The organism is Streptomyces sp. NPDC027672, assembly GCF_055566335.1.
Map to the genome: position 1 here is coordinate 134,194 of NZ_JBVHSO010000007.1, position 21,457 is coordinate 155,650.

A 21,457-nucleotide genomic window follows, 5' to 3' on the forward strand; every position below is an offset into this window, starting at 1 on the left:
GAACGGCCGGCCCCACCCGTGCCGCGGCCCGCGTGCCTGCGGCGGCCTGACCCGGTGGGGTTCGCCCCGCTCCGGTCGGAACCGGCCGGGCCCGCTCGTGCCGAGTGCCTGCGGCGGCCCGATCCGGTGGGGTCCGCCCCGCCCCGGTCGGGAACGGCCGGGTCCACCCGTGCCGCGGGCCGCGTGTCTGCGGCGGCCGGAACCGGCCGGGTCCGCTCTGACTCCGGTCTGAAGCCCGCGGCGGCCCCGGACCGGCAGGGCCCGCCCCCGCCCTGGCCTGAAGCCTGCGGCGGCCGGACCGGCGGGGCCTGCCCCCGGGCACACATACCTGGGGCAGCCTGACCCGGTGGGGTCCGCCCCGCCCCGGTCGGGAACGGCCGGGTCCACCCGTGCTGCGGCCCGCGTGTCTGCGGCGGCCGGAACCGGCCGGGTCCGCTCTGACTCCGGTCCGAAGCCCGCGGCGGCCCCGGACCGGCGGGACCTGCCCCCGCCCTGGCCTGAAGCCGGCGGCGACCGGACCGGCGGAGCCTGCTCCCCCGGCCCGCACCCCTGGGGCGGCCTGACCCGGTGGGGTCCGCCCCGCGCCGGTCCGAAACGGCCGGGCCCACCCGTGCCACGGCCCGCGTGCCTGCGGCGGCCTGACCCGGCGGGGTTTGGCCCCGCGCCGGTCGGGAACGGCCGGGCCCGCCCCCGCCCGGCCTCAAGCCTGCGGCGGCCTGACCCGGTGGGGTCCGCCCCCGCGCCGGTCGGGAACGGCCGGGCTCACCCGTGCCGCGTGCCACGTGCCTGCGGCGGCCTGACCCGGCGGGGTCCGGCCCCGCGCCGGTCGGGAACGGCCGGGCTCACCCGTGCCGCGGCCCGTGTGCCTGCGCCGACCGGGCCCGCCCCCGCCCGGCCTGAAGCCTGCGGCGGCCGGAACCGGCCGGGTCTGCCCCGTTGCGCCCCCGTCCCGCCCCTCTCGTGCAGGAGCCGCCCGCACTCTCCGGCACGGACGACCTCCGTCACGACGCCCGCGCTGTTCGCCGGCCTCGGCACCGGTCTCCGCGCCCGGCACCGCCTCCGCGCCCGGCACCGGGACGGACCCATGCCGGGCGCCGGCGTCCGCGCCCGGCACCGGACCCGCGCCGGGCCCCCGGACCCGCGCCCGGCACCGGTGCCCGAGTCCGACACCGGTGCCCGCGCCCGGCACCGGTCTCCACCAGCCCTGGGACGCGTGCCCAGCACCGGGACCCGCGCCCGGCGCCGGTGCGGTGCCCGGCACCGGCGTCCGTGCCCGGCTCCGGGCACCACCAGGCCCGGAACCCGTCCCCGGCCCGGAACCCGTCCCCGGCCCGGAACCCGTCCCCAGCCCGGGGCCCGCCCCAGTCCCGGCCCGGGGCCCGCCTCCTCTCACCCCCGGCGCAGTACCGCTCCCAGTACCCTCCGCAGTTCCGTTTCCGGGGCTGGGGGGATGGTGGGGGTGCGCCAGGCTACGAAGCCGTCGGGGCGTACCAGGACCGCTCCGTCCGCCGTGGTGCCGTGCAGCGCGGCCCAGCCGGGGGCTTCGTCGTGGACCAGGTCGGCGTCCGGGCCGGTGCCGACGCGGTAGGGCTCCAGCCGTACCCCGTCCGTGTCCGCGATCCGCCGTGCGGCCGCGTGCCAGGCCGCGCCCGCGGGCGAACCGGCGTCGCTGAGCAGGACCAGCGAGCGCTCGTAGAGGTCGACCGAGGAGAGCCGTTCGCCAGCCCGGCGCAGCCACAGGTGCGGGGCCCGGCTGCCCGGGTCCGCGGTCAGCCGCACCTCGTCGGGCACGACCGGCTGGGCCGGGTCGGCGCCCAGGACGGCGCCCTCCGGATAGCGGTAGGCGAGGACGACCGGGAGGATGCCGCTGCGCGGGCCGGAGCCGACGCCCGGGGTCGGGGCGAAGCCGGGGTGGCTGTGCTCCACGGAGCGCGCCGAGGCGCGGGCGCTGGTGGCCAGGGCGACCGGGCGGCGCTCGGTGTCGTAGGTGTCCAGCAGGCCGGGGCCGGCCCAGCCGTCGAGGACGGCGGCCAGCTTCCAGGCCAGGTTGTGGGCGTCCTGGATGCCGGTGTTGGAGCCGAAGGCGCCGGTCGGGGACATCTCGTGGGCCGAGTCCCCGGCGAGCAGCACCCGGCCGGCCGCGTACCGCTCGGCGACCCGCTCCGCCGCGCGCCAGGACGCCTTGCCGGTGATCTCCACGTCCAGGTCGGGCACGCCGACGGCCAGCCGGATGTGCCGCTGGAGCCGTTCCTCGGTGAACTCCTCCAGCCGCTCGCCGTGTTCCGGGTGCCAGGGGGCGTGGAAGACCCAGTGCTCCTTGTTGTCGACGGGCAGCAGGGCGCCGTCGGCCTCCGGGCTGGTGAGGTAGCAGCAGATGAAGCGGCGGTCGCCGACGGTCTCGGCGAGCAGCTTGGAGCGGAAGGTGACGCTCACGTTGGCGAACAGGTCGCCGGGGCCGTTCTGCCCGATGCCGAGGTGGCGCCGGACGGGGCTGCGCGGCCCGTCGCAGGCGACGAGGTAGTCCGCGCGGACCGTGTACAGCTCGTCGCTGTCGCGGTCCCGGACGAACGCCGTCACTCCTTCGGGGTCCTGGGCGAAGGACTCCAGCTCGTGGAAGTAGCGCAGGTCGCCGCCGAGCGCCCGGGCCCCCTTCAGCAGCACCGGCTCCAGATCGTTCTGGCTGCACAGGCACCACGACGTGGGGCTGAACCGGGCCAGCCCGCCGCCCGGGTCGATGTGCCGGAACAGCCATTCGCCGGCGTCCCCGGCCAGCGTGGGCGTCTGCAGGATGCCGTGGTTGCCGGCGAGCAGGGAGGCCGCCGCCTTGATGTCCGGTTCGAGGCCGGCCACCCGGAACAGCTCCATCGTCCGCAGGTTGTTGCCGCGGCCGCGCGGATGGATCGAGGTCCCGGAGTGCCGCTCGACGAGCATGTGCGGTACGCCCAGACGGCCCAGGAACAGGGAGAGGGACAGGCCCACCAGGGAGCCGCCCACGACGAGGACGGGCACCTGGTGATCGGCTTTGTGCTGCATCAAGGCTCCAGAGGCAGGGGTGGGGATGTGGGGCGCGCTGGTGTTTGTGTGCCCTGTGGGACGGCTTTCGCGTGCTCAATCACCCACGTGGTTCACGCGAGTCGCGCGCAGCGGGGGAAGCGGCACAGGATCAAGAAGCGCTGACGTCGCGTCATTCGGCCGCCGGCGTCCGCCTCTGCCCCCGTGAAGGAGATGTGCGCAGCATGACCACCTTGTCGGAAAAGCTCTCGGCCCCGTCGACGCGCCAGGTGTCGAAGCGGGTCTCCCAGTCCGTGTTCGACGGCTCCCCGCTCAGGGTCGTCCTCCTCGTGGACGTCCACGACGGCGCCCAGCAGCAGTTCCTGGAGGCCTACGAGCAGCTGTGCAACCAGGTGGCGCAGGTTCCCGGCCACGTCAGCGACCAGCTGTGCCAGTCGATCGAGAACCCCTCCCAGTGGCTGATCACCAGCGAGTGGGAGAGCGCCCCGCCGTTCCTCACCTGGGTGAACAGCGAGGAGCACGTGCGGATGGTGGAACCGCTGCACAGCTGCGTCCGTGACACCCGGTCGCTGCGCTTCCACGTCGTCCGCGAGACGGGCGAGGACGCCGCCGGTGCCGCCTCGCGCCGCCGGCTCCAGTCGTCCCCGCGGATCGGCGACGGTGTGATCCGGCACGCGCTGACCTTCACGGTCCGGCCGGGCAGCGAGGAGCGGGTCAAGAAGATCCTCGCGGACTACGCCTCCCCCCGGGCCCGGGTCGACGAGACCACCCGGCTGTGCCGGACCTCCCTGTTCATGCACGGCAACCGGGTGGTGCGGGCCATCGAGGTGCGCGGTGACCTGCTCGCGGCACTGCGCCACGTGGCCCGGCAGCCGGAGGTGCGGGCCGTGGAGGAGGCGATCAACCCCTATCTGGAGCAGGAGCGGGACCTGGACGACCAGGAGTCCGCGCGGGTGTTCTTCACCCGGGCGGCGCTGCCCGCCGTACACCACCTCACCGCCGACGAGCTGACCGAGGGCGAGCGGCGCGCCGAGTACTACCCGGCCCGGCCGGGCGGCGGGATGCGGCTGGCCGAGCTGCTCGCCCAGCGGGACGAGGCGGCGGCGGACGACCCGGACGGCCCGGTCCTGCGCAGCACGATCTTCCAGCGCGACGACGTCGTCGTCCGGCTGATCGACGTACGGCCCGGCCTCGGCGCGCGGGCCCTCGCGGCTGAGGCGCGGCGGCCGGCCGCGCTGGACGCCCTGCTGGACGGCGAGCCCGTCGGCATGGACCTCGTCACCGACCGCCGCTCACCCGACGCCTGACCCGGCCGGCCAGCACACCAACGGAGGAACACCGTGACCAGACCCCTTCCGAAGATCGTGGACCTCGGCGAGACCGAGCCCAACACCCGGCGCGGCGGTGATCTGCGGGCCATGCTCACCCCGACGACGGTGGGCGCCACCAGCGGTTTCATGGGCGTGGCCCTCATCCGGCCCGGCGACCGCATCGGTGAGCACTACCACCCCTACTCCGAGGAGTTCGTCTACGTCGTCTCCGGGCTGCTGGAGGTCGACCTGGACGGCGAACCGCACCCGCTGCGGCCCGAGCAGGGCCTGATGATCCCGATCAACATGCGCCACCGCTTCCGCAACGTCGGCGACGTGGAGGCGCGGCTCGTCTTCCACCTGGGCCCGCTCGCCCCGCGGCCGGCCCTCGGGCACGTCGACACCGAGGAGACGGCGGACCTCGCCGTCGCCGCCGAGCCGGCCCGCCGGGAACAGGTCCGCTCATGACCCGGCGCGTGGCGGTCACCGGCATAGGCGTCGTCGCCCCGGGCGGGATCGGCGTACCGGCGTTCTGGGACCTGCTGGCCGAAGGCCGTACCGCGACGCGGGGCATCACGTTCTTCGACCCGGCCGGGCTGAGGTCCCGGATCGCCGCCGAGTGCGACTTCGACCCGGCGGCGCACGGCCTGGACACCGAGCAGATCCAACGGGCGGACCGGTACATACAGTTCGCGCTGGTCGCCGGGGAGGAGGCGGTCCGGGACTCCGGTCTCGACTTCGCCCGGGAGGACCCGTGGCGGATCGGTGTCTCGCTGGGCACCGCCGTCGGCGGCACCACCCGTCTGGAGCACGACTACGTCCTGGTCAGCCATCGCGGGCAGCGCTGGGACGTCGACCACGGCGAGGCGGAGCCGCAGCTGCACCGGGCGTTCTCGCCGAGCACCGTGGCCTCCGCGGTGGCGGAACGTTTCGGCGCGCAGGGTCCGGTGCAGACCGTCTCCACCGGCTGCACCTCGGGCCTGGACGCCGTCGGCTACGCCTTCCACACCGTCCAGGAGGGCCGCGCCGACATCTGCGTCGCGGGGGCCTCCGACTCGCCGATATCCCCGATCACCATGGCCTGCTTCGACGCGATCAAGGCCACGTCACCCAACAACGACGACCCGGCGCACGCCTCCCGGCCCTTCGACAACAACCGTGACGGGTTCGTCATGGGCGAGGGCGGCGCCGTGCTCGTCCTGGAGGAACTGGAGCACGCCCGGGCCCGCGGTGCCCGTGTGTACTGCGAACTGGGCGGCTACGCCACCTTCGGCAACGCCTACCACATGACCGGCCTGACCAAGGAGGGCCTGGAGATGGCGCGGGCCATCGAGACGGCGCTCGGCCAGGCGCGGCTCGACCCGACGGCGATCGACTACGTCAACGCGCACGGCTCCGGCACCCGGCAGAACGACCGCCACGAGACGGCGGCCGTGAAGCGGGCGCTCGGCCACCACGCCTACGACACCCCGATGAGCTCCATCAAGTCCATGGTGGGGCACTCCCTCGGGGCGATCGGCGCCATCGAACTGGTCGCGTGCGTGCTGGCCCTCGCCAAGCAGGTCGTACCGCCGACCGCGAACTACGAGATCCCCGACCCGGAGTGCGACCTGGACTACGTCCCGCGCGTCGCCCGCGAACGCAAGCTGAGCAGCGTGCTGTCCGTGGGCAGCGGGTTCGGGGGATTCCAGTCCGCGGTGATCCTGACCCGGCCCAGGGAGTGAGGACACGATGAGCGAACCGAAGGACCGGCACGCGGCCGTCACCGGCATCGGGGTGGTCGCACCCAACGGCACCAGCACCGACACCTTCTGGAAGGCAACCCAGGAGGGCCTCAGCGTCCTCGACCGGGTCACCCGCGAGGGCTGTGAGCACCTTCCCCTCAAGGTGGCCGGTGAGGTCCGCGCCTTCGACCCGGCGGCCACGATCGAGGAGCGCTTCCTCGTCCAGACCGACCGGTTCACGCACTACGCCATGGCCGCGGCCGACCTCGCGCTGGACGACGCCCGGCTCGGGCAGGCCAGCATCCCCGACGCGCCGTACTCCATCGGCGTGGTCACCGCCGCCGGATCCGGCGGCGGCGAGTTCGGCCAGCGCGAACTGCAGCGACTGTGGGGCAAGGGCAGCCGGTTCGTCGGGCCGTACCAGTCCATCGCCTGGTTCTACGCCGCGAGCACCGGCCAGGTCTCCATCCGCCGCGGCTTCAAGGGACCCTGCTCGGTCGTCGCCTCCGACGAGGCCGGCGGCCTGGACGCCCTCGCCCACGCGGCCCGGGCGGTGCGGCGCGGCACCGACGTGATCGTGGCCGGCTCCACCGAGGCGCCGCTCGCGCCGTACTCGATGGTCTGCCAGCTCGGCTACGAGGAGCTGAGCCGCGAGCCGGACCCGGCCCGGGCCTACCGGCCCTTCACGGACGGCGCGTGCGGGTTCGTGCCGGCCGAGGGCGGCGCGATGCTCGTCGTGGAGGCGACGGGCACCGCCCGGCGGCGCGGCGCCGACGTCCGGGCCGTCATCGCCGGCCACGGGGCCACCTTCACCGGCGCGTCCCGCTGGGCGGACTCCCGCGACGGCCTCGCCCACGCCATCGGGCAGGCCCTCGCGGAGGCCGGCTGCGCCCCCGAGGAGGTCGACGTGGTCTTCGCCGACGCCCTCGGGGTGCCGGCGGCGGACCGGGCCGAGGCGCTGGCGCTCGCCGACGCCCTCGGCGCGCACGGCACCCGGGTGCCGGTCACCGCCCCGAAGACCGGCACCGGCCGCGGCTACTGCGCGGCCCCGGTGCTGGACACCGCCGCGGCCGTGCTGGCCATGGAGCACGGCATCATCCCGCCGACGCCGAACGTCTTCGACGTCTGCCACGACCTCGACCTCGTCACCGGCCGCGCCCGCGTCGCCGAACTGCGGACGGCACTGGTCCTCAGCCGCGGACTCATGGGGTCGAACTCGGCGCTGGTGCTGCGACGCGGCCCGGCGCACTGAGAACAGCAGCAAAGGAGGAAGCACCATGCCGCAGATCACCGTGGAAGAACTGGCCGCCCTGATGAAGAAGGCCGCCGGGGTCACCGTCAGCCCGGAGCAGCTCGTCGAGAAGCCGGACACCGGCTTCGACGTCCTCGGCGTCGACTCGCTGGGCCTGCTCGGCATCGTCGGCGAACTGGAGAACACGCACGGCACCCCGATGCCGGTCGACGCCGAACGCTGCAAGACGCCCCAGCAGTTCCTCAACCTCGTCAACACCACTCTGATGGCAGGAGCCTGAGATGGCAGGACACACCCGGAACGAGATCACCATCGCCGCACCGCTGGACCTGGTCTGGGACATGACCAACGACCTGGAGCGCTGGCCGCAGCTGTTCAGCGAGTACGCGTCGGTGGAGGTCCTCAAGCGGGAGGGCGAGAAGACGACCTTCCGGCTGACCATGCACCCGGACGAGAACGGCACCGTCTGGAGCTGGGTCTCCGAGCGCGAGCCGGACCGTGACTCCCGCACCGTCACGGCCCGCCGGGTGGAGACCGGCCCCTTCGCCCACATGGACATCCACTGGCGCTACGAGGAGGTCCCCGCCGGCACCCGGATGATCTGGACGCAGGACTTCGCGATGAAGCCGGACGCACCGGTCGACGACGACTGGATGACCGACAACATCAACAAGAACTCCAAGGTCCAGCTGGCCCTGATCCGGGACAAGATCGAGAAGGCGGCGGCCGGACAGCGGCCCGCCCCGGCCCTGGCCGACTGAGCCGGACGACAGGAGACGACCGTGCACCAGGCCCTGATCGTCGCCCGTATGGCGCCGGACTCCGCCCCCGGCATCGCCAAGGTGTTCGCGGAGTCCGACCGGGGAGAGCTGCCCCACCTCGTCGGGGTGGTCCGGCGCAGCCTCTTCCAGTTCGGCGATGTGTACATGCACCTCATCGAGTCCGAACGCGAGCCCGGACCGGCCATCGCCGAGGTGGCCTCGCACCCCCAGTTCAAGGAGGTCAGCGAACGGCTGTCGGCGTACGTCAGCGCGTACGACCCGCAGACCTGGCGGTCCCCGAAGGACGCCATGGCCCGCCGCTTCTACCTCTGGGAGCGCGACGCCGGCGTCTGACCCCCCGTCCGGACCACCGGTGCCGGGCCCGCGTGCGACGCGGACCCGGCACCGGTGCGCCGTGGGGCGGTGCGCTCACGCGGGGACCGTGCAGTCGAACGCGTGCAGGAAGGGGTTGACCGGCTGGATGCCGCGGACCTCCAGGCCCGCCGCGCGGAGCCGGCCGGTCATGCTGCCGGTGGTGTGCTTGGCCCCGCCGACGTTCAGCAGGAGCAGCAGGTCCATGGCGGTGCTGAACCGCATCGACGGCGTGTCGTCCACCAGGTTCTCGATGACGACCACCCGGGTGCCGGGACCGCCCGCCCCGACCACGTTGCGCAGCAGCCGCGTGGTGGACTCGTCGTCCCACTCCAGGATGTTCTTGATGATGTAGACGTCGGCCCGGACCGGGACGGCCTCACGGATGTCACCCGGCACGATCCGCGCCCGGCCGGCCAGGTCGCCGCCCTCGCGCAGCCGCGGCAGGGCCTTCTCGACCACCCGCGGCAGGTCCAGCAGGTAGCCCCGCATCGCCGGGTACTTGTCCAGCAGGCTGGCCACTACGTGCCCCTGCCCGCCGCCGAGGTCGGCGACCGCATCACTGCCGGACAGGTCGAGCAGGGCGGCGACCTCCCGGGCCGACTGCTCGCTGGACCTCGTCATCGCCCGGTTGAAGACGTCGGCGGACTCCGGGGCGTCCTCGTTCAGGTAGGCGAAGAACTCCTTGCCGTACAGGTCCTGTACGACGTTCCGGCCGGTGCGCACCGCCTCGTCCAGCCGGGGCCAGGCGTCCCAGGTCCACGGCTCGGTGCACCACTGGGCGATGGCCCGCAGGCTGTTCGGGTCGTCCTCGCGCAGCAGCCGGGACATCTCGGTGTGCGCGAACGTCCCGTCGGGGCGCTCGGCGAAGACGCCGTAGCAGGACAGGGCGCGCAGCAGCCGGCGCAGCGGTCCGGGCTCGGTGCGTACCGCCGCCGCCAGGCCCTCGACGGTCATGGGCGCCTCCCCGAGGGCGTCGGCGACGCCGAGCCGGGCGGCGGCGCGGACGGCGGCGGCGCAGGCCGCCCCGAACACGAGTTCGCGCAGCCGCATCGACGGGGGCGGGGAGGAGGGTGCCGCGGACTCCGGCGGAGTGGAGAGCGCGGGGGATGGTGCGGTCATGTGCCGCCTTCCTTCCTTGCGTGGGTCGGGTACGGCCGCCCGGTCAGCACAGGCCCGCGGGCTTGGAGGCCCGGCAGGTGTTGCGGTCGAAGGCGTTGCCGCTCTTGCCGGCTTCCTGGTTGACGAGGTCGGCCGGGGAGTTGGCCGACAGCCGGTTGCCGGTGATCCGGTTCCGCTCGCCGGGCGCGCCCACGAAGCTCTTGAACAGGACGATGCCGCCCGACAGCGGGGACTTGCCGGAGTGGCCGGTGACCGTGTTCCGGGTGATCAGGGCCTTCTCGGTGCCGGTCAGGACGATGCCGGAACCCTGGAGGTAGGGCAGCCGGGCGGTCTTCGGGCAGTAGCGGTTGTTCCGCTCGACCAGGTTGTCGGCGACGGTCAGGGCGCCGGCCCTGGGCTTGTTCTCGTCGCCCACGACGAAGACGCCGGCGCAGTTGCCGGTGACGTGGTTGCCGGTGACGTCGAGGTTGCGCAGCCGGCGGACGGTGAGGCCGATCCGGTTGCCCGCCAGGAGGCTGTGCTCGACCACCGTGCCCTTGGTGTCCTGGGCGCCCTGCTCGGCCTTGACGCTGTTGGCGAGGAACAGGCCCGCGTCCCCGTTGCCCCGGGCGGTGTCGTTGCGGAACGCGCCGCGGGTGGAGTGCTCCTGGGCGATGCCCCACTGGCCGTTGCCGTCGGCGGTCACCCGGGCGACGGTCAGCCGGTCGGTGCCCATGGACCACACGCCGGTCTTGGCGAAGCCGGTCACGCGCAGGTCGGAGACGGTGACGTCGCGCAGGGCCCGGTTCTTCCCGCCGACCACGCAGATGCCGTTGCCGGCCGCGAGACAGGTGACGGAGGCCGCTTTCCCGGCCGCCGTCCCGGACTGTGCCGTCCCGGACTGTGCCGTCCCGGCCTGTGCCGCCTTGGTCTTGGCCGGTGGCCGGAGCACGGTGTGCCGGCCCACACCGCGCAGGGTCACGCCGGGCGTCCGGACCGTGACGCTCTCGTGGTAGGTGCCGGCCCGCACCAGCACGGTGTCGCCGGACGCGGCGGCGTCCACCGCCTTCTGGATGGACTCACCCGGACGCACCACGAGGGTCCGGTGGGCGGCCGACGCCGGGGTGGCGGCGGTGAACGTCCCGACGAGGACCGTGGTGCACGCGAGGTACGTAATATGGCGTTTTGTCACATGCCGAAGGCTAGGAGCGTATGAGCCGATTACCGGCCGGATGCTCCGATCGGCGGCGTGTCATACGAAAGCCCCGCACCGGTGGGGTGCGGGGCTTCGTCGGTGAGGTATACGTTCGGGCGGGGAGGCTCAGCGCCCGCGCTGGCCGCCCTTCGGCAGCTTCATGCCCTTGGGCATCGGGCCCTTGGGCAACGGCATGTTGCGCATCAGGTCGCCCATGGCCCGCAGCCGGTCGTTGGTGGTCGTCACCTGCGGGCCGGTCAGCACGCGCGGCAGCTTCAGCAGGGTGGTGCGCACCTTCTTCAGCGGCACCTGGCCCTCGCCGTCACCCACGATCACATCGTGCACCGGCACGTCCGCGACGATGCGGTTCATCTTCTTCTTCTCGGCGGCCAGCAGGCTCTTCACCCGGTTCGGGTTGCCCTCGGCGACCAGCACGATGCCGGCCTTGCCGACCGCCCGGTGCACCACGTCCTGGCTGCGGTTCATCGCCACCGCCGGAGTCGTCGTCCAGCCCCGGCCGATGTTGTCCAGCACGGCCGCGGCGGCGCCCGGCTGGCCCTCCATCTGGCCGAACGCGGCCCGCTCGGCCCGGCGGCCGAACACCATCGCCATGGCCAGCAGGGCGATCAGCAGGCCGAAGATACCCAGGTAGACCGGGTGGCCGAGCAGGAAGCCGATCGCGAGGAGGACACCGAAGGTGCCGACGCCGACGGCCGCGAGTACAAGACCGATCTTCGTGTCGACCTTGCGGGTCATCTGGTACGTGAGGGCGATCTGCTTCAGTCGCCCGGCATTCGCGGCGTCCGCCGCGGGTTCCTTCCTCGCCATGCCACGAAGTCTACGTGCCCCGGGGAGCCGCGGACGACGGCAGTGTCCGGCGGGCGGGGCCGGGGGAGGGGAGTCAGGTGCGGTCGGCGGCCCGCTCCAGGACCTGCTGGGCCTCCACCCGGGCCCGGGCCCGGCGGCGGTCCTCCAGGACGGAGGTCCACGCGTTCCGGCGGGCGGTGCGCTGACCGCCGCTCATCAGCAGGGACTCGACGGCGCGCAGGGCGTCGGTGAAGGACGGGCGGGCGGTGGCGCGGGTGCCTTTCGGCACGCCGTCGTACACGGGTGCGGCCTGCATGGTCGAGGTCCCCCCTCGAAGCGATGGAGATACGGGGCGTGATACGAGGGTCACGGTTCGGTGTTACCAGGGCGTGACCGACCGGTCAAACGCCCATGAAGCCCCGGTGCGCGGGGCCGGAACGCCGACGCGGCCCCGGCACCGTCCTCATCAGCGAGGACGGGCGGGACCGCGTCGGCCCGGCCGCTTACTGGCTGGTAGCCGCTTGTGCGTGAGTTCACACGGTCGGCTCACATCGTATGATCACACCGCCTGGGCGGCGACGAACGCACCGCGCTTCTCCACCGCCATCTGGTACAGGCGCCCGGCGCGGTAGGAGGACCGCACCAGCGGGCCGGACATCACACCGGAGAAGCCGATCTGCTCGGCCTCCTCCTTCAGCTCCACGAACTCGTGCGGCTTGACCCAGCGCTCCACGGGGTGGTGGCGGACGGAGGGGCGCAGGTACTGCGTGATGGTGATCAGCTCGCAGCCGGCGTCGTGCAGTTGCCGCAGCGCCTCGCTCACCTCCTCGCGGGTCTCGCCCATGCCGAGGATCAGGTTCGACTTGGTGACCAGGCCGACGTCGCGGGCCTCGGTGATGACCTTCAGGGAGCGCTCGTAGCGGAAGCCGGGGCGGATCCGCTTGAAGATCCGGGGCACCGTCTCGACGTTGTGCGCGAAGACCTCGGGCCGGGCCGAGAAGACCTCCGCGAGCTGCTCGGGCACCGCGTTGAAGTCGGGCGCCAGCAGCTCGACCTTGGTGCGGCCGCCCTCCCGGCCGGCGGTCTGCCGGTGGATCTGGCGCACGGTCTCGGCGTACAGCCAGGCGCCGCCGTCCGCCAGGTCGTCGCGGGCGACGCCGGTGATGGTGGCGTAGTTCAGGTCCATCGTGACCACGGACTCGCCGACGCGGCGCGGCTCGTCGCGGTCCAGGGCCTCGGGCTTGCCGGTGTCGATCTGGCAGAAGTCGCAGCGCCGGGTGCACTGGTCGCCGCCGATGAGGAAGGTCGCCTCGCGGTCTTCCCAGCACTCGTAGATGTTCGGGCAGCCGGCTTCCTGGCACACCGTGTGCAGCCCCTCGCTCTTCACGAGGTTCTGCATCTTCGTGTATTCGGGGCCCATTTTCGCCCGGGTCTTGATCCACTCGGGCTTGCGCTCGATGGGGGTCTGGCTGTTGCGGACCTCCAGGCGCAGCATCTTGCGTCCGTCCGGTGAGACTGCGGACACGTCGGCTCCCTGTGACTTCGATTCTTCGGCGTACACCAGGGTACGCCCGTGTACTTCGCGCCCTGCCGGTGAGGCCAACCCCGAGGCCGCAGGGCGCATTCCCGTGCCGGACGGTCAGGCGGAGGCCGTCTCGATCTCCCGGGGCTTGAGTTCCGCGTTCTCCAGGACGTCCCGCAGGTGCCGCTCGATCACCGGCAGCACCTCCTCGATCGTGACGTCCCGGCCCAGCTCGCCCGCCAGGGAGGCGACGCCCGCGTCCCGGATGCCGCACGGGATGATCCGGTCGAACCACTTCATGTCCGGGTTCACGTTGAACGAGAAGCCGTGCATGGTGACGCCCTTGGCCACCCGGATGCCGATCTGCGCGATCTTCCGGTCCTCGCGCCGCTGGCCGGCGTTGGAGGGCGCGTACTCCGGGCCGTTCAGGCGCGGGTCGAACTCGTCGTCGTTCAGCCGGGGGTCGAAGTCCAGGGACAGCCCGCCGAGCGCGGGCCGCTGCTCGACCGGGTCGCCGAGCACCCACACCCCGCTGCGCCCCTCCACCCGGGTGGTCTCCAGGCCGAACTCGGCGCAGGCCCGGATGATCGCCTCCTCCAGCCGCCGCACGTGCGCGACCACGTCCACCGGGCGGGGCAGCTTCTGGATCGGGTAGCCCACGAGCTGGCCCGGGCCGTGCCAGGTGATCTTGCCACCGCGGTCCACGTCGATGACCGGGGTGCCGTCCAGCGGGCGCTCGCTGTCCTCGGTGCGCCGGCCGGCCGTGTACACCGGAGGGTGCTCCAGGAGGATGACGGTGTCGGGGACCTCGTCGGCGAACCGGGCCGCGTGCACCCGGCGCTGCTCGTCCCAAGCCACCTGGTACTCGACGGCATCCGCACCGAATCCCCTGCGGACGAACCGCAACTCACTCACGGCAAGCGCCTCCCTCGGCGATGGGTGTGTCAGGCATGTATCGCGCCCACGCCACTGTACGTCCGACCGGCGTGCGTCAGCCCTGCGGATGTTCCTCACACGATCGGATGAATGCCCGGCGAACTGTGCGACCACCTGCTCACTCTCCGCTACATTCACGCCGTTCGTGAGGCCATAACGGCTGCTCAAAGGCAATCCGGGCACGTCGACGGCCCGGAAGGCAGGAGACCGCACCGCAGATGACGGACCGACCCGCGCAGCGCACCCCCAACCGCCAGCTCGCCGCGCTCATCGCAGAAGCGGGGTTCTCCAACGCGGGTCTGGCCCGTCGCGTCGACCAGCTCGGCCTGGAGCACGGGCTGGACCTGAGATACGACAAGACGTCCGTCACCCGCTGGCTGCGCGGGCAACAGCCGCGCGGCACGACCCCCGCCCTCATCGCCGAGGTCTTCACCCGCCGGCTCGGCCGCCGGCTCACCGCCCAGGACCTCGGCCTGGACGCCTGCGCACCGGTCTACGCCGGGCTGGAGTTCGCGGCCACCCCGGAGGAGGCCGTCGACATCGTCAGCGGCCTGTGGCGCAAGGACTCCGGCAGCCAGGCCGAACTGCGCCGGATCGCCTTCACCCCGGCCGGGCTGGTCGTGCCCAGCCGGGACTGGCTGATCGGCAAGGCCGACGACCGGGTGGCCCGCGAGCCCGCGCCCCGGGTGCCGCCGCAGGCCCGGCCCGGCGCGCACAAGCCTCCGCTCCCGCCCGGGGTGCCGGGCACGGCACGGACCCGCGGCACCGCCGAACGCCTCCCCGGCCACAAGGTCACCGGCGGTGACATCGCCGCGCTGCGCTCGGTCGGCGAGCTGTTCCGCGCCCTCGACGACCGGTTCGGCGGCGGCCACGCCCGGCAGGCGCTGGTGCGCTATCTGGAGCACGAGTGCGAACCGATGCTCCGCGGCTCCTACGACGAGCAGACCGGCCGCCGGCTGTTCGGCGCCGCCGCCGACCTGACCCGGCTCGCGGGCTGGACGTCGTACGACATCGCCGCGCACGGCCTCGCCCAGCGCTACTTCGTCCAGGCACTGCGGCTCGCCCAGGCGGCCGGCGACCGGGCGTACGGCTCGTACGTGCTGGTCACCATGAGCCGCCAGGCCGTCTACCTGAGCCATGGCCGCGAGGCCGTCCAACTGGCGCGCGTCGCCCAGCAGGGCGTGGGCACGGGCGCCCCGCCGGTGGTCCAGGCACTGCTGCACGCCTCCGAGGCGCGGGCGCACGCGGTCCTCGGCGAGGTGCGGGCGTGCACCGCGGCGCTGGTCAGGGCCGAGCGGGCGCTGGACGCGGCCCGGCCCTGCGACGACGTGCCGTACTGGGCCAGGTTCTTCGACGAGGGGCAGCTCGCGGACGAGCTCGGGCACTGCCACCGCGACCTCCAGCAGTTCCGGGCCGCCGCGCAGCACGCCGAGCGCGCCCTCCAGCTGCGGGCGCCCGCCTTCGCCCGCAGCCGGCTGTTCTGCCGGGTCGTCCTCGCCACGGCCCGGCTCGGCCTCGGCGAACTCGACCAGGCGTGCGCGCTGGCCGCGGAGGCGGCGGCCCAGGCCGCGGAGATGCGCTCGGCCCGCGCGGTGGAGTACGTCAGGGACTTCGAGCGCCGTCTGGAGCCGTACCGGGACGCGGCACCCGTGCGTAGCTACCGCGAGAAGGTCGCGGCCTGGGGCTAGCGGCGCCGGGGGCTGGCGGCGCCGGGGGCCGGGCTCCCGGCGGCCCGTCCCGGCGCGCTCAGGCCGCCCTGGGCAGGGTCGGTGCCGGATCGGCGCGGTGCAGGGAGCCCATGCCCAGGTCGGCCAGGACGGCGGCGGCCGCCCGGTGGGCCGAGTGCAGGGCGCCCTGGACCGTGCTGGTGTCCCGGTGGTCGCCGCAGACGTACAGGCCCGCCAGGAGCCGTACCGGCCGGCGCGGATCGTGCGGCGGGCGCATCGCCGGGACCGCCTCGGGCGTGTGGTGCACGGCCAGCGTCTCCCAGCGGCGCGTGGAGGTGCCGTAGAGCCGCGCGAGGTGGATGCGGACCGCGGTGTCGACGTCCTGCGGCGGCGGGCCCAGCACCGTGGAGGAGATCAGCGTCCGCCCGGCCGGCGCCCGGCTCGGGTCCACCGCGCTGAGCACCGCCGTGCGCGCCACCGGCCCGCCCCGGTCCGCGTCCAGCAGCAGCGACGCCCCGGCCGCGCGGACCGCCGCCGGGTCGTCGGTGGTGTGGTGCAGGACCGTCACCGGATGGAAGTCCGGCACCCGCAGCCCCGGCAGCAGCTCCGCCGCGGCCCGCGCGTCGGTGGCCAGCAGCACCGCCCGGCAGCGGATCTCCCCGTGCTCCGCGGTGGCCACCGAGGTCGTGGACACGGCGGTGACCCGCACGCCGGTGCGCACCGTGCCCGGCGGCAGCGCCCCGGCCAGCAGTTCCGGCAGCGTCTCCGCGCCGCCCTCGGGCACACCCAGCCGGCCGCTGGCGAAGGCGCGCAGCGCCAGGTCGGCGCACCGGCTGGACGTGCTCAGCTCCGGATCGCACAGCAGCGCGGCGAGCAGGGGGCGCAGGAAGCCGTCGATGGTGCGGGCCGGCAGGCCGCGCCGGTCGAGCGCCTGGGCCGCGGGCAGCTCGGGCCGGGCGAGCAGGCGTTCGACGGGCGTCGTCGCGATCCGGCCGAGCACGGCGCCCAGCCGGACCTGGTCCACCGCGCCGGCCACCGGCGCACCGGTCCGGCCGGGCGCGGCCGCGGTGCTCCTGGGCGGTCCGGCCAGGGCGCGCACCGCGTGAAGCGCGCCGCGTGCGCCGCGTGCGCCCCCGGCGCTCCCGCCGGCCGCCGGCGGCAGCACACGCTGGACCCGTCCGTCGCGGTGCAGCAGGACGCCCGGCGCGAAACGGCGCACGGCCAGGGCGTCCAGGCCCGGTGTCAGCCGGAGTTCCGGGGACGACGCGGACAGTAGCTGTCCGAGGCGGTCGAGCCGGAAGCCGTCGACCTTCTCCGTCGACATGCGGCCGCCGACGTACGGGGCGGCCTCCAGGACCGCGGTGGTGACTCCTGCGCTGGTCAGCCGGTGGGCCGCCGAGAGACCGGCGATCCCGGCCCCCACGATGACGACGTCCACCTGGTACGCGGGCTCAAGCACGAGGCCCTCCTGTGGTTGCGCGGCCGGTGGAGGCGTCAGGGCCCCGACACGCGCCGCGGATACCCGAGTTCGCCTTGAGGCTAGGGCGGTGACCGGCCCGGGACAGTCGCGCATCGGCAGGGCACGGTCGCATGGAGGTCGCATACCGTCACACGCGTTCGCCGGTGTCACCGGCCGGTGCGTCACGCCGCGCGGATCGCCTCCTCGATCCCCGGGCACGCGAACCGGAAACCCGACTCCAGCAACCGCCTCGGGACCGCCCGCTGGCTGCCCAGCACATCCCCGGCCATCTCGCCGAGCACCGCCCGCAGCGCCGCGGCCGGCACCGGGAAGAGCGCCGGCCGGCGCAGCACCCGCGCCATCGCCGCCGTGATCTCACGGTTGGTCAGCGGCTCGGGCGCCGTCAGGTTGAACGGCCCGGACAGACCGGCACCGTCGATCAGGTGCCGGATCGCGGCCACCTCGTCGCGCAGCGCGATGTACGACCAGTACTGCCGCCCGTCGCCCAGCCGGCCGCCGAGCCCCGCCCGGAACAGCGGGAACAGCCGCCCCCAGGCCCCGCCGCCGCGGGCCACCACCAGCCCGGTGCGCAGGAACACCGTCCGCACCCCCGCCGCCGCGGCGGGCGCCGCCGCCCCCTCCCACTCCACGCACAGCCGGGCCAGGAACCCGTCGCCCGGCGGCGCGTCCTCGTCCACCACCCGGTCGCCGGTGTCGCCGTAGAAGCCGATCGCGCTGCCGTTCAGGAAGACCCGCGGCGGGCGCGGCAGCGAGGCCACCGCCTCGGCGAGCGCCGCCGTGCCCAGCACCCGGCTCTCCCGGAGCAGCCGCTTGTACTCCGGTGTCCAGCGCCGGTCGCCCACCCCGGCCCCCGCCAGATTCACCACCACGTCACACCCGGCCAGACCCGCGGTGTCGACAGACCCCCGGGCCGGGTCCCAGCGGACCTCGTCCGGGCCCCGGGGGTCCCGGCGCACCAGCCGCACCACCTCGTGCCCGTCGGCGGCCAGGGACCGCGCCAGAGCGCCACCGATGAGACCGGACGCGCCGGCCACCGCGATACGTGATCGTTCCATGGCCCCAGCATGACCGCACCGCGGCCCGGAAACCCGCTGGACCCCCGGATCACGCGCCGTAGGGTGATCGCCATGCCCGAGCCTTCCATACGCCCCGCCCAGTCCGCCGACGAGCCGGAACTCGCCGTCCTGGACCGGGCCACCTGGTCCACGCTGCACGCGGTGACCCCCCGGCCGCAGCCGCCGTACCCGCCGTTCTTCGACGAGCGGCACCCGCCGGAGGAGTTCCTCGTCGCCGAGTCCGGCGGACGCCTCCTCGGCTACATCCGGCTCACCCGGCCCACACCGCTCGCCGCCAACGCGCACGTCCTGACCGTCCAGGGCTTCGCCGTCGCCGGCGAGGCACGCGGACAGGGCGTCGGGCGCGCGCTGCTGCGGGCCGCCGCCGCCCACGCCCGCGAGCGCGGCGCACGCCGTCTGACCCTGCGCGTGCTCGGCCACAACACCCCGGCCCGCGCGCTGTACGAGTCCGAGGGGTTCGCCGTCGAGGGAGTGCTGCCGGGCGAGTTCCTGATCGACGGCCGGTACGTGGACGACGTGTGCATGGGCCGCGCCCTGTGACCCGGCCTGATCCGCACGGCAGGCCCTACGCGGCGACCAGCTCGCCCGTGTCCACCGGCTCCGTCGCCGTGGCCGCGCGCCGGGCGTCGCCCGCCACCTCGGCCGCCGTCAGCGCGTACCCGGTCCCGGGGTCGGAGACGGAGCGGGCGAAGACCACCCCGGACACCCGGCCGTCCGTGGTCAGCAGCGGGCCGCCGGAGTTGCCCGGCCGCACCGTGGAGCGGATCGCGTAGACGTCCCGGGTGACCGAGCGGTCGCTGTAGATGTTCTGCCCGGTCGCCCGCACCCGGCTCGCGACCGTCGCCGCCCGCAGGTCCAGGCCGCCGTCCTGCGGATAGCCCGCCACCACCGCCGGGTCCCCACGCCCCGCGTCCGGGTCGAAGCGCAGCACCGGGGCGCGCAGCCGGGGCACGTACAGCACCGCCACGTCCCGGTCCGGGTCGAACAGCACCACCCGGGCCCCGTACGCCGGCCCCACCCCGCCGGTCCGCACGCTCGGACGGTCGATGCCGGCCACCACGTGCGCGTTGGTCAGCACGTGCCCCGGCGCGTAGACGAACCCGCTGCCCTCGCGGCCCTCGGCGCCCGCGGCACCCTCGATCTTCACCGTGCTCAGCCGGGCGGCCTTCGTCGCGTCCGGGGTGACGCTGTCGCCGGACGGCCGGGCCACCCGGGCCGTCGACTCGTTCTCGAACGGGTTGAACACCTGCGGGAAACCCGCCTGGTCCAGCGCGGACGTGGCCCGGGAGAACCACGCCGGCGTGGTGTCGGGCATCGTCCGCTGCACCGCGCCCAGCACCGCCGAGTCCCGGACCGCCGTCGTCAGCGGCCGCACCGGGGCCGCCGACAGCACGCTCGCCGCCACCCAGGCCACCACCAGCACCGCGACCGCGTTCGCCGCGGCGCCGCCCAGTCCGTCCGCCACCCGCAGCGGACCCCGGTCCAGCTCCCCGCGCAGCCGCAGCGCCAGCCGGCCCGTCAGTTCGTGCCCCACCACGGCCGGCACCAGCACCGTCAGCACCGCGAGCACCGTCGCCGCGGGCGAGCCCCGCGCCACCTGGCCCGTCACCCAGGGCAGCAGCCACACGCCGAGGGCCGCGCCGCCCACGAACCCGGCCAGCGAGACACACCCGGCCACCAGTCCGCGCCGGTACCCGGAGACCGCGTAACAGGCGGCCACCAGCACGAGCAGCACATCCAACAGGTTCACGACAGCCGCCTTCCTCCCGGGTCTCCCCGGTTCGTCGCCGCCCTCCGGGAACGATCCGGATCAGGACGAGGGTTCCGCCAGGTGGCACAGCGCGCCTCGCGGGCCCGGCGGGGCGCAACGAGAGTGGGATCATGCGCCTCGTCCCCAGAGCCCGCCGGGCCCGCGCACGCTCCGCCGCGACGCCCCGCCGCGCCCCGCGGCGCATACCCGGCGCCGTGCTCGTCCTGCTCGGCTGCCTGCCCGGACTGCTGGCCGTGGGCGCGCTCGCCCTGTGCGTCCCCGGCGCCGGTCGGGTCGTGGTGTCCCGCCCCGACCGCCCGGCCGCCGGGGCCCGGCCGCCCGCCTACCGGGCCGCCCGGCCGCGCATCGTGCCGCGCTCCGCCTGGCTGGACCGGGCCACCGGACGCGGCCAGCCGCCGCCGCGCTACGACGACGAGGTGGTCGCCGTCTTCCTGCACCACACCGACTCGCCCAACGGCTACGCCTGCGCCGACGCGCCCCGGATCATCCGCGGCCTGTACGCGGGCCAGACGGGGGAGCGCCGCTGGGACGACATCGGCTACAACTTCCTCGTCGACCGCTGCGGCACGGTCTACGAGGGCCGCGCCGGCGGTGTCGAACGGGCCGTCACCGGCGCCCACACCCAGGGCTTCAACCACCGCACCGCCGGCATAGCGGCCCTCGGCACCTTCACCGCCGGGGTCCCGGTGCCCCGGCCCATGACCGACGCCATCGCCGCGCTGGCCGCCTGGAAACTCGGCCTCGCCGGTGTCGACCCGCGCGGCCGGGCCCGGCTGGTCTCCAGCAGCAGCCTCAGCCGCTACCGCGCGGGCACCGCCGCCACCCTGCCCGCCCTGGCCGGCCACGACACCGGCTTCCCCACGAGCTGCCCCGGCGAGGCCCTCACCGCCCGCCTCCCGGCCCTCCGGGAACACGCCGCCCTGCTCCAGGGCCGCCCGCCCGCACGGCCGCCGCACAGCCCACGGCCCACCCCACCGCGGTCCCGGACGGCCCACAGCGTCCTGCCCACCCCACCGCGGTCCCGGGCGGCCCACAGCGCCCTGCCCACTCCGGCACGTCCCCGGGCGGACCACAGCCCGGGGCCCGCGCCGTCGCCGGACGAGGCGTCCAACGGACGTCCCCGGACGCACGGCGGCACCCGGCCCGCTCCGAGTCCCCGGGCCGGAGGCGGGGACCCCGGACGGCACCCGTGAGGACGGCCGGGCCGGCGGCCGGTGCGGACCCGCGCGGGAGCGCGCCGGCCGGCTCCGGACCACGCACGCCGGACCGCCGCGCCGCGCGGCCACAAGGGGGGTCGTGAGGAGCGCGTCCGGCCCGGTCGCCGGGGTCGTGTGGGGTGCGTCCGGCCCGGTCACCAGGGTCGTGTGGCGTGAGTCCGGCCCGGTCGCCGGGACCCTGAGGGGTGCGTCCGGTCCGGACCGGGCGGACGGGGTGCCGCCGTGCCGGGCGTCCGGGACCGGCCGGGGGCGGG

General features: G+C 74.7%; 20 protein-coding genes. 10 read left to right on the forward strand and 10 right to left on the reverse strand.

Annotation, left to right across the window (positions count from 1 at the left end):
* Window positions 1–1,389: 1,389 nt before the first annotated feature.
* Window positions 1,390–3,033 carry an FAD-dependent oxidoreductase gene (locus tag ACZ4SV_RS18645; RefSeq protein WP_468005532.1) on the reverse strand — a complete coding sequence of 548 codons (1,644 nt, stop codon included), beginning with the start codon at window positions 3,031–3,033 and terminating at the stop codon, window positions 1,390–1,392.
* Window positions 3,034–3,236: 203 nt separating this feature from the next.
* Here ACZ4SV_RS18645 and ACZ4SV_RS18650 point away from each other — a divergent pair, with 203 nt between their 5' ends.
* Genes ACZ4SV_RS18650 through ACZ4SV_RS18680 form a run of 7 tightly spaced genes read left to right on the forward strand, consistent with a single transcriptional unit; the run spans window position 3,237 to window position 8,413 of the window.
* Entirely contained in the window at window positions 3,237–4,319 is a 1,083-nt protein-coding gene (locus tag ACZ4SV_RS18650; protein WP_365874534.1) for a SchA/CurD-like domain-containing protein, read from the forward strand.
* A 33-nt stretch (window positions 4,320–4,352) separates the two neighbouring features.
* The gene (locus tag ACZ4SV_RS18655; RefSeq protein WP_468005535.1) at window positions 4,353–4,790 is read left to right on the forward strand and encodes a cupin domain-containing protein; all 438 of its coding nucleotides are present in this window, start codon (window positions 4,353–4,355) and stop codon (window positions 4,788–4,790) included.
* Window positions 4,787–6,046, forward strand: coding sequence for a beta-ketoacyl-[acyl-carrier-protein] synthase family protein (locus ACZ4SV_RS18660; RefSeq protein ID WP_365874538.1), 1,260 nt, complete (start codon window positions 4,787–4,789; stop codon window positions 6,044–6,046). Before ACZ4SV_RS18655 ends, ACZ4SV_RS18660 begins: the two co-directional genes overlap by 4 nt.
* A gap of 7 nt (window positions 6,047–6,053) precedes the next feature.
* Entirely contained in the window at window positions 6,054–7,298 is a 1,245-nt protein-coding gene (locus tag ACZ4SV_RS18665; protein WP_365874540.1) for a beta-ketoacyl synthase N-terminal-like domain-containing protein, read from the forward strand.
* 25 nt (window positions 7,299–7,323) lie between these two features.
* The gene (locus ACZ4SV_RS18670; RefSeq protein WP_268695444.1) at window positions 7,324–7,578 is read left to right on the forward strand and encodes an acyl carrier protein; all 255 of its coding nucleotides are present in this window, start codon (window positions 7,324–7,326) and stop codon (window positions 7,576–7,578) included.
* A 1-nt stretch (window position 7,579) separates the two neighbouring features.
* Window positions 7,580–8,059: an SRPBCC family protein gene (locus ACZ4SV_RS18675; RefSeq protein WP_365874542.1), complete on the forward strand. Its 480-nt coding sequence runs from the start codon at window positions 7,580–7,582 to the stop codon at window positions 8,057–8,059.
* 21 nt (window positions 8,060–8,080) lie between these two features.
* Window positions 8,081–8,413 carry a TcmI family type II polyketide cyclase gene (locus ACZ4SV_RS18680; RefSeq protein WP_365874544.1) on the forward strand — a complete coding sequence of 111 codons (333 nt, stop codon included), beginning with the start codon at window positions 8,081–8,083 and terminating at the stop codon, window positions 8,411–8,413.
* 75 nt (window positions 8,414–8,488) lie between these two features.
* Here ACZ4SV_RS18680 and ACZ4SV_RS18685 read toward each other — a convergent pair whose 3' ends face one another.
* The 6 genes from ACZ4SV_RS18685 to lipB all read right to left on the reverse strand — a co-directional run bounded on the left by ACZ4SV_RS18685 (window position 8,489) and on the right by lipB (window position 13,971).
* Window positions 8,489–9,484, reverse strand: a complete 996-nt coding sequence (locus tag ACZ4SV_RS18685) for a methyltransferase (RefSeq protein WP_468005847.1) — start codon at window positions 9,482–9,484, stop codon at window positions 8,489–8,491.
* 112 nt (window positions 9,485–9,596) lie between these two features.
* The gene (locus ACZ4SV_RS18690) at window positions 9,597–10,724 is read right to left on the reverse strand and encodes a right-handed parallel beta-helix repeat-containing protein (protein ID WP_468005539.1); all 1,128 of its coding nucleotides are present in this window, start codon (window positions 10,722–10,724) and stop codon (window positions 9,597–9,599) included.
* A 129-nt stretch (window positions 10,725–10,853) separates the two neighbouring features.
* Window positions 10,854–11,555 (reverse strand): DUF4191 domain-containing protein, encoded by a 702-nt coding sequence (locus ACZ4SV_RS18695; RefSeq protein WP_468005540.1) that lies wholly within the window; start codon window positions 11,553–11,555, stop codon window positions 10,854–10,856.
* A gap of 73 nt (window positions 11,556–11,628) precedes the next feature.
* The gene (locus ACZ4SV_RS18700; RefSeq protein ID WP_365874550.1) at window positions 11,629–11,850 is read right to left on the reverse strand and encodes an SCO2195 family GlnR-regulated protein; all 222 of its coding nucleotides are present in this window, start codon (window positions 11,848–11,850) and stop codon (window positions 11,629–11,631) included.
* A 243-nt stretch (window positions 11,851–12,093) separates the two neighbouring features.
* Window positions 12,094–13,059, reverse strand: a complete 966-nt coding sequence (gene lipA / locus ACZ4SV_RS18705; protein WP_365874552.1) for a lipoyl synthase — start codon at window positions 13,057–13,059, stop codon at window positions 12,094–12,096.
* 114 nt (window positions 13,060–13,173) lie between these two features.
* A complete protein-coding gene (lipB, locus tag ACZ4SV_RS18710) occupies window positions 13,174–13,971 on the reverse strand; it encodes a lipoyl(octanoyl) transferase LipB (protein ID WP_365874554.1) in 798 nt (265 codons plus the stop codon).
* Between the two features lie 239 nt (window positions 13,972–14,210).
* On the opposite strand from lipB, the gene ACZ4SV_RS18715 reads away from it, so the two are divergent.
* On the forward strand, window positions 14,211–15,680 hold the full coding sequence (locus ACZ4SV_RS18715) for a regulator (RefSeq protein WP_468005543.1): 1,470 nt from the start codon (window positions 14,211–14,213) through the stop codon (window positions 15,678–15,680).
* Window positions 15,681–15,738: 58 nt separating this feature from the next.
* Here ACZ4SV_RS18715 and ACZ4SV_RS18720 read toward each other — a convergent pair whose 3' ends face one another.
* Both ACZ4SV_RS18720 and ACZ4SV_RS18725 read right to left on the reverse strand, forming a co-directional pair.
* Window positions 15,739–17,118 (reverse strand): NAD(P)/FAD-dependent oxidoreductase, encoded by a 1,380-nt coding sequence (locus ACZ4SV_RS18720; protein ID WP_468005545.1) that lies wholly within the window; start codon window positions 17,116–17,118, stop codon window positions 15,739–15,741.
* A gap of 182 nt (window positions 17,119–17,300) precedes the next feature.
* On the reverse strand, window positions 17,301–18,194 hold the full coding sequence (locus ACZ4SV_RS18725; protein WP_468005547.1) for a TIGR01777 family oxidoreductase: 894 nt from the start codon (window positions 18,192–18,194) through the stop codon (window positions 17,301–17,303).
* 72 nt (window positions 18,195–18,266) lie between these two features.
* Between ACZ4SV_RS18725 and ACZ4SV_RS18730 the strand changes: the two genes are divergently transcribed.
* The gene (locus ACZ4SV_RS18730; protein WP_468005549.1) at window positions 18,267–18,755 is read left to right on the forward strand and encodes a GNAT family N-acetyltransferase; all 489 of its coding nucleotides are present in this window, start codon (window positions 18,267–18,269) and stop codon (window positions 18,753–18,755) included.
* A gap of 25 nt (window positions 18,756–18,780) precedes the next feature.
* Here the strand turns inward: ACZ4SV_RS18730 and ACZ4SV_RS18735 are convergent, their stop codons facing one another.
* Window positions 18,781–19,965, reverse strand: coding sequence for a MarP family serine protease (locus ACZ4SV_RS18735; protein ID WP_468005551.1), 1,185 nt, complete (start codon window positions 19,963–19,965; stop codon window positions 18,781–18,783).
* Between the two features lie 131 nt (window positions 19,966–20,096).
* Between ACZ4SV_RS18735 and ACZ4SV_RS18740 the strand changes: the two genes are divergently transcribed.
* Entirely contained in the window at window positions 20,097–21,179 is a 1,083-nt protein-coding gene (locus ACZ4SV_RS18740; protein ID WP_468005553.1) for a peptidoglycan recognition protein family protein, read from the forward strand.
* Window positions 21,180–21,457: the final 278 nt, after the last annotated feature.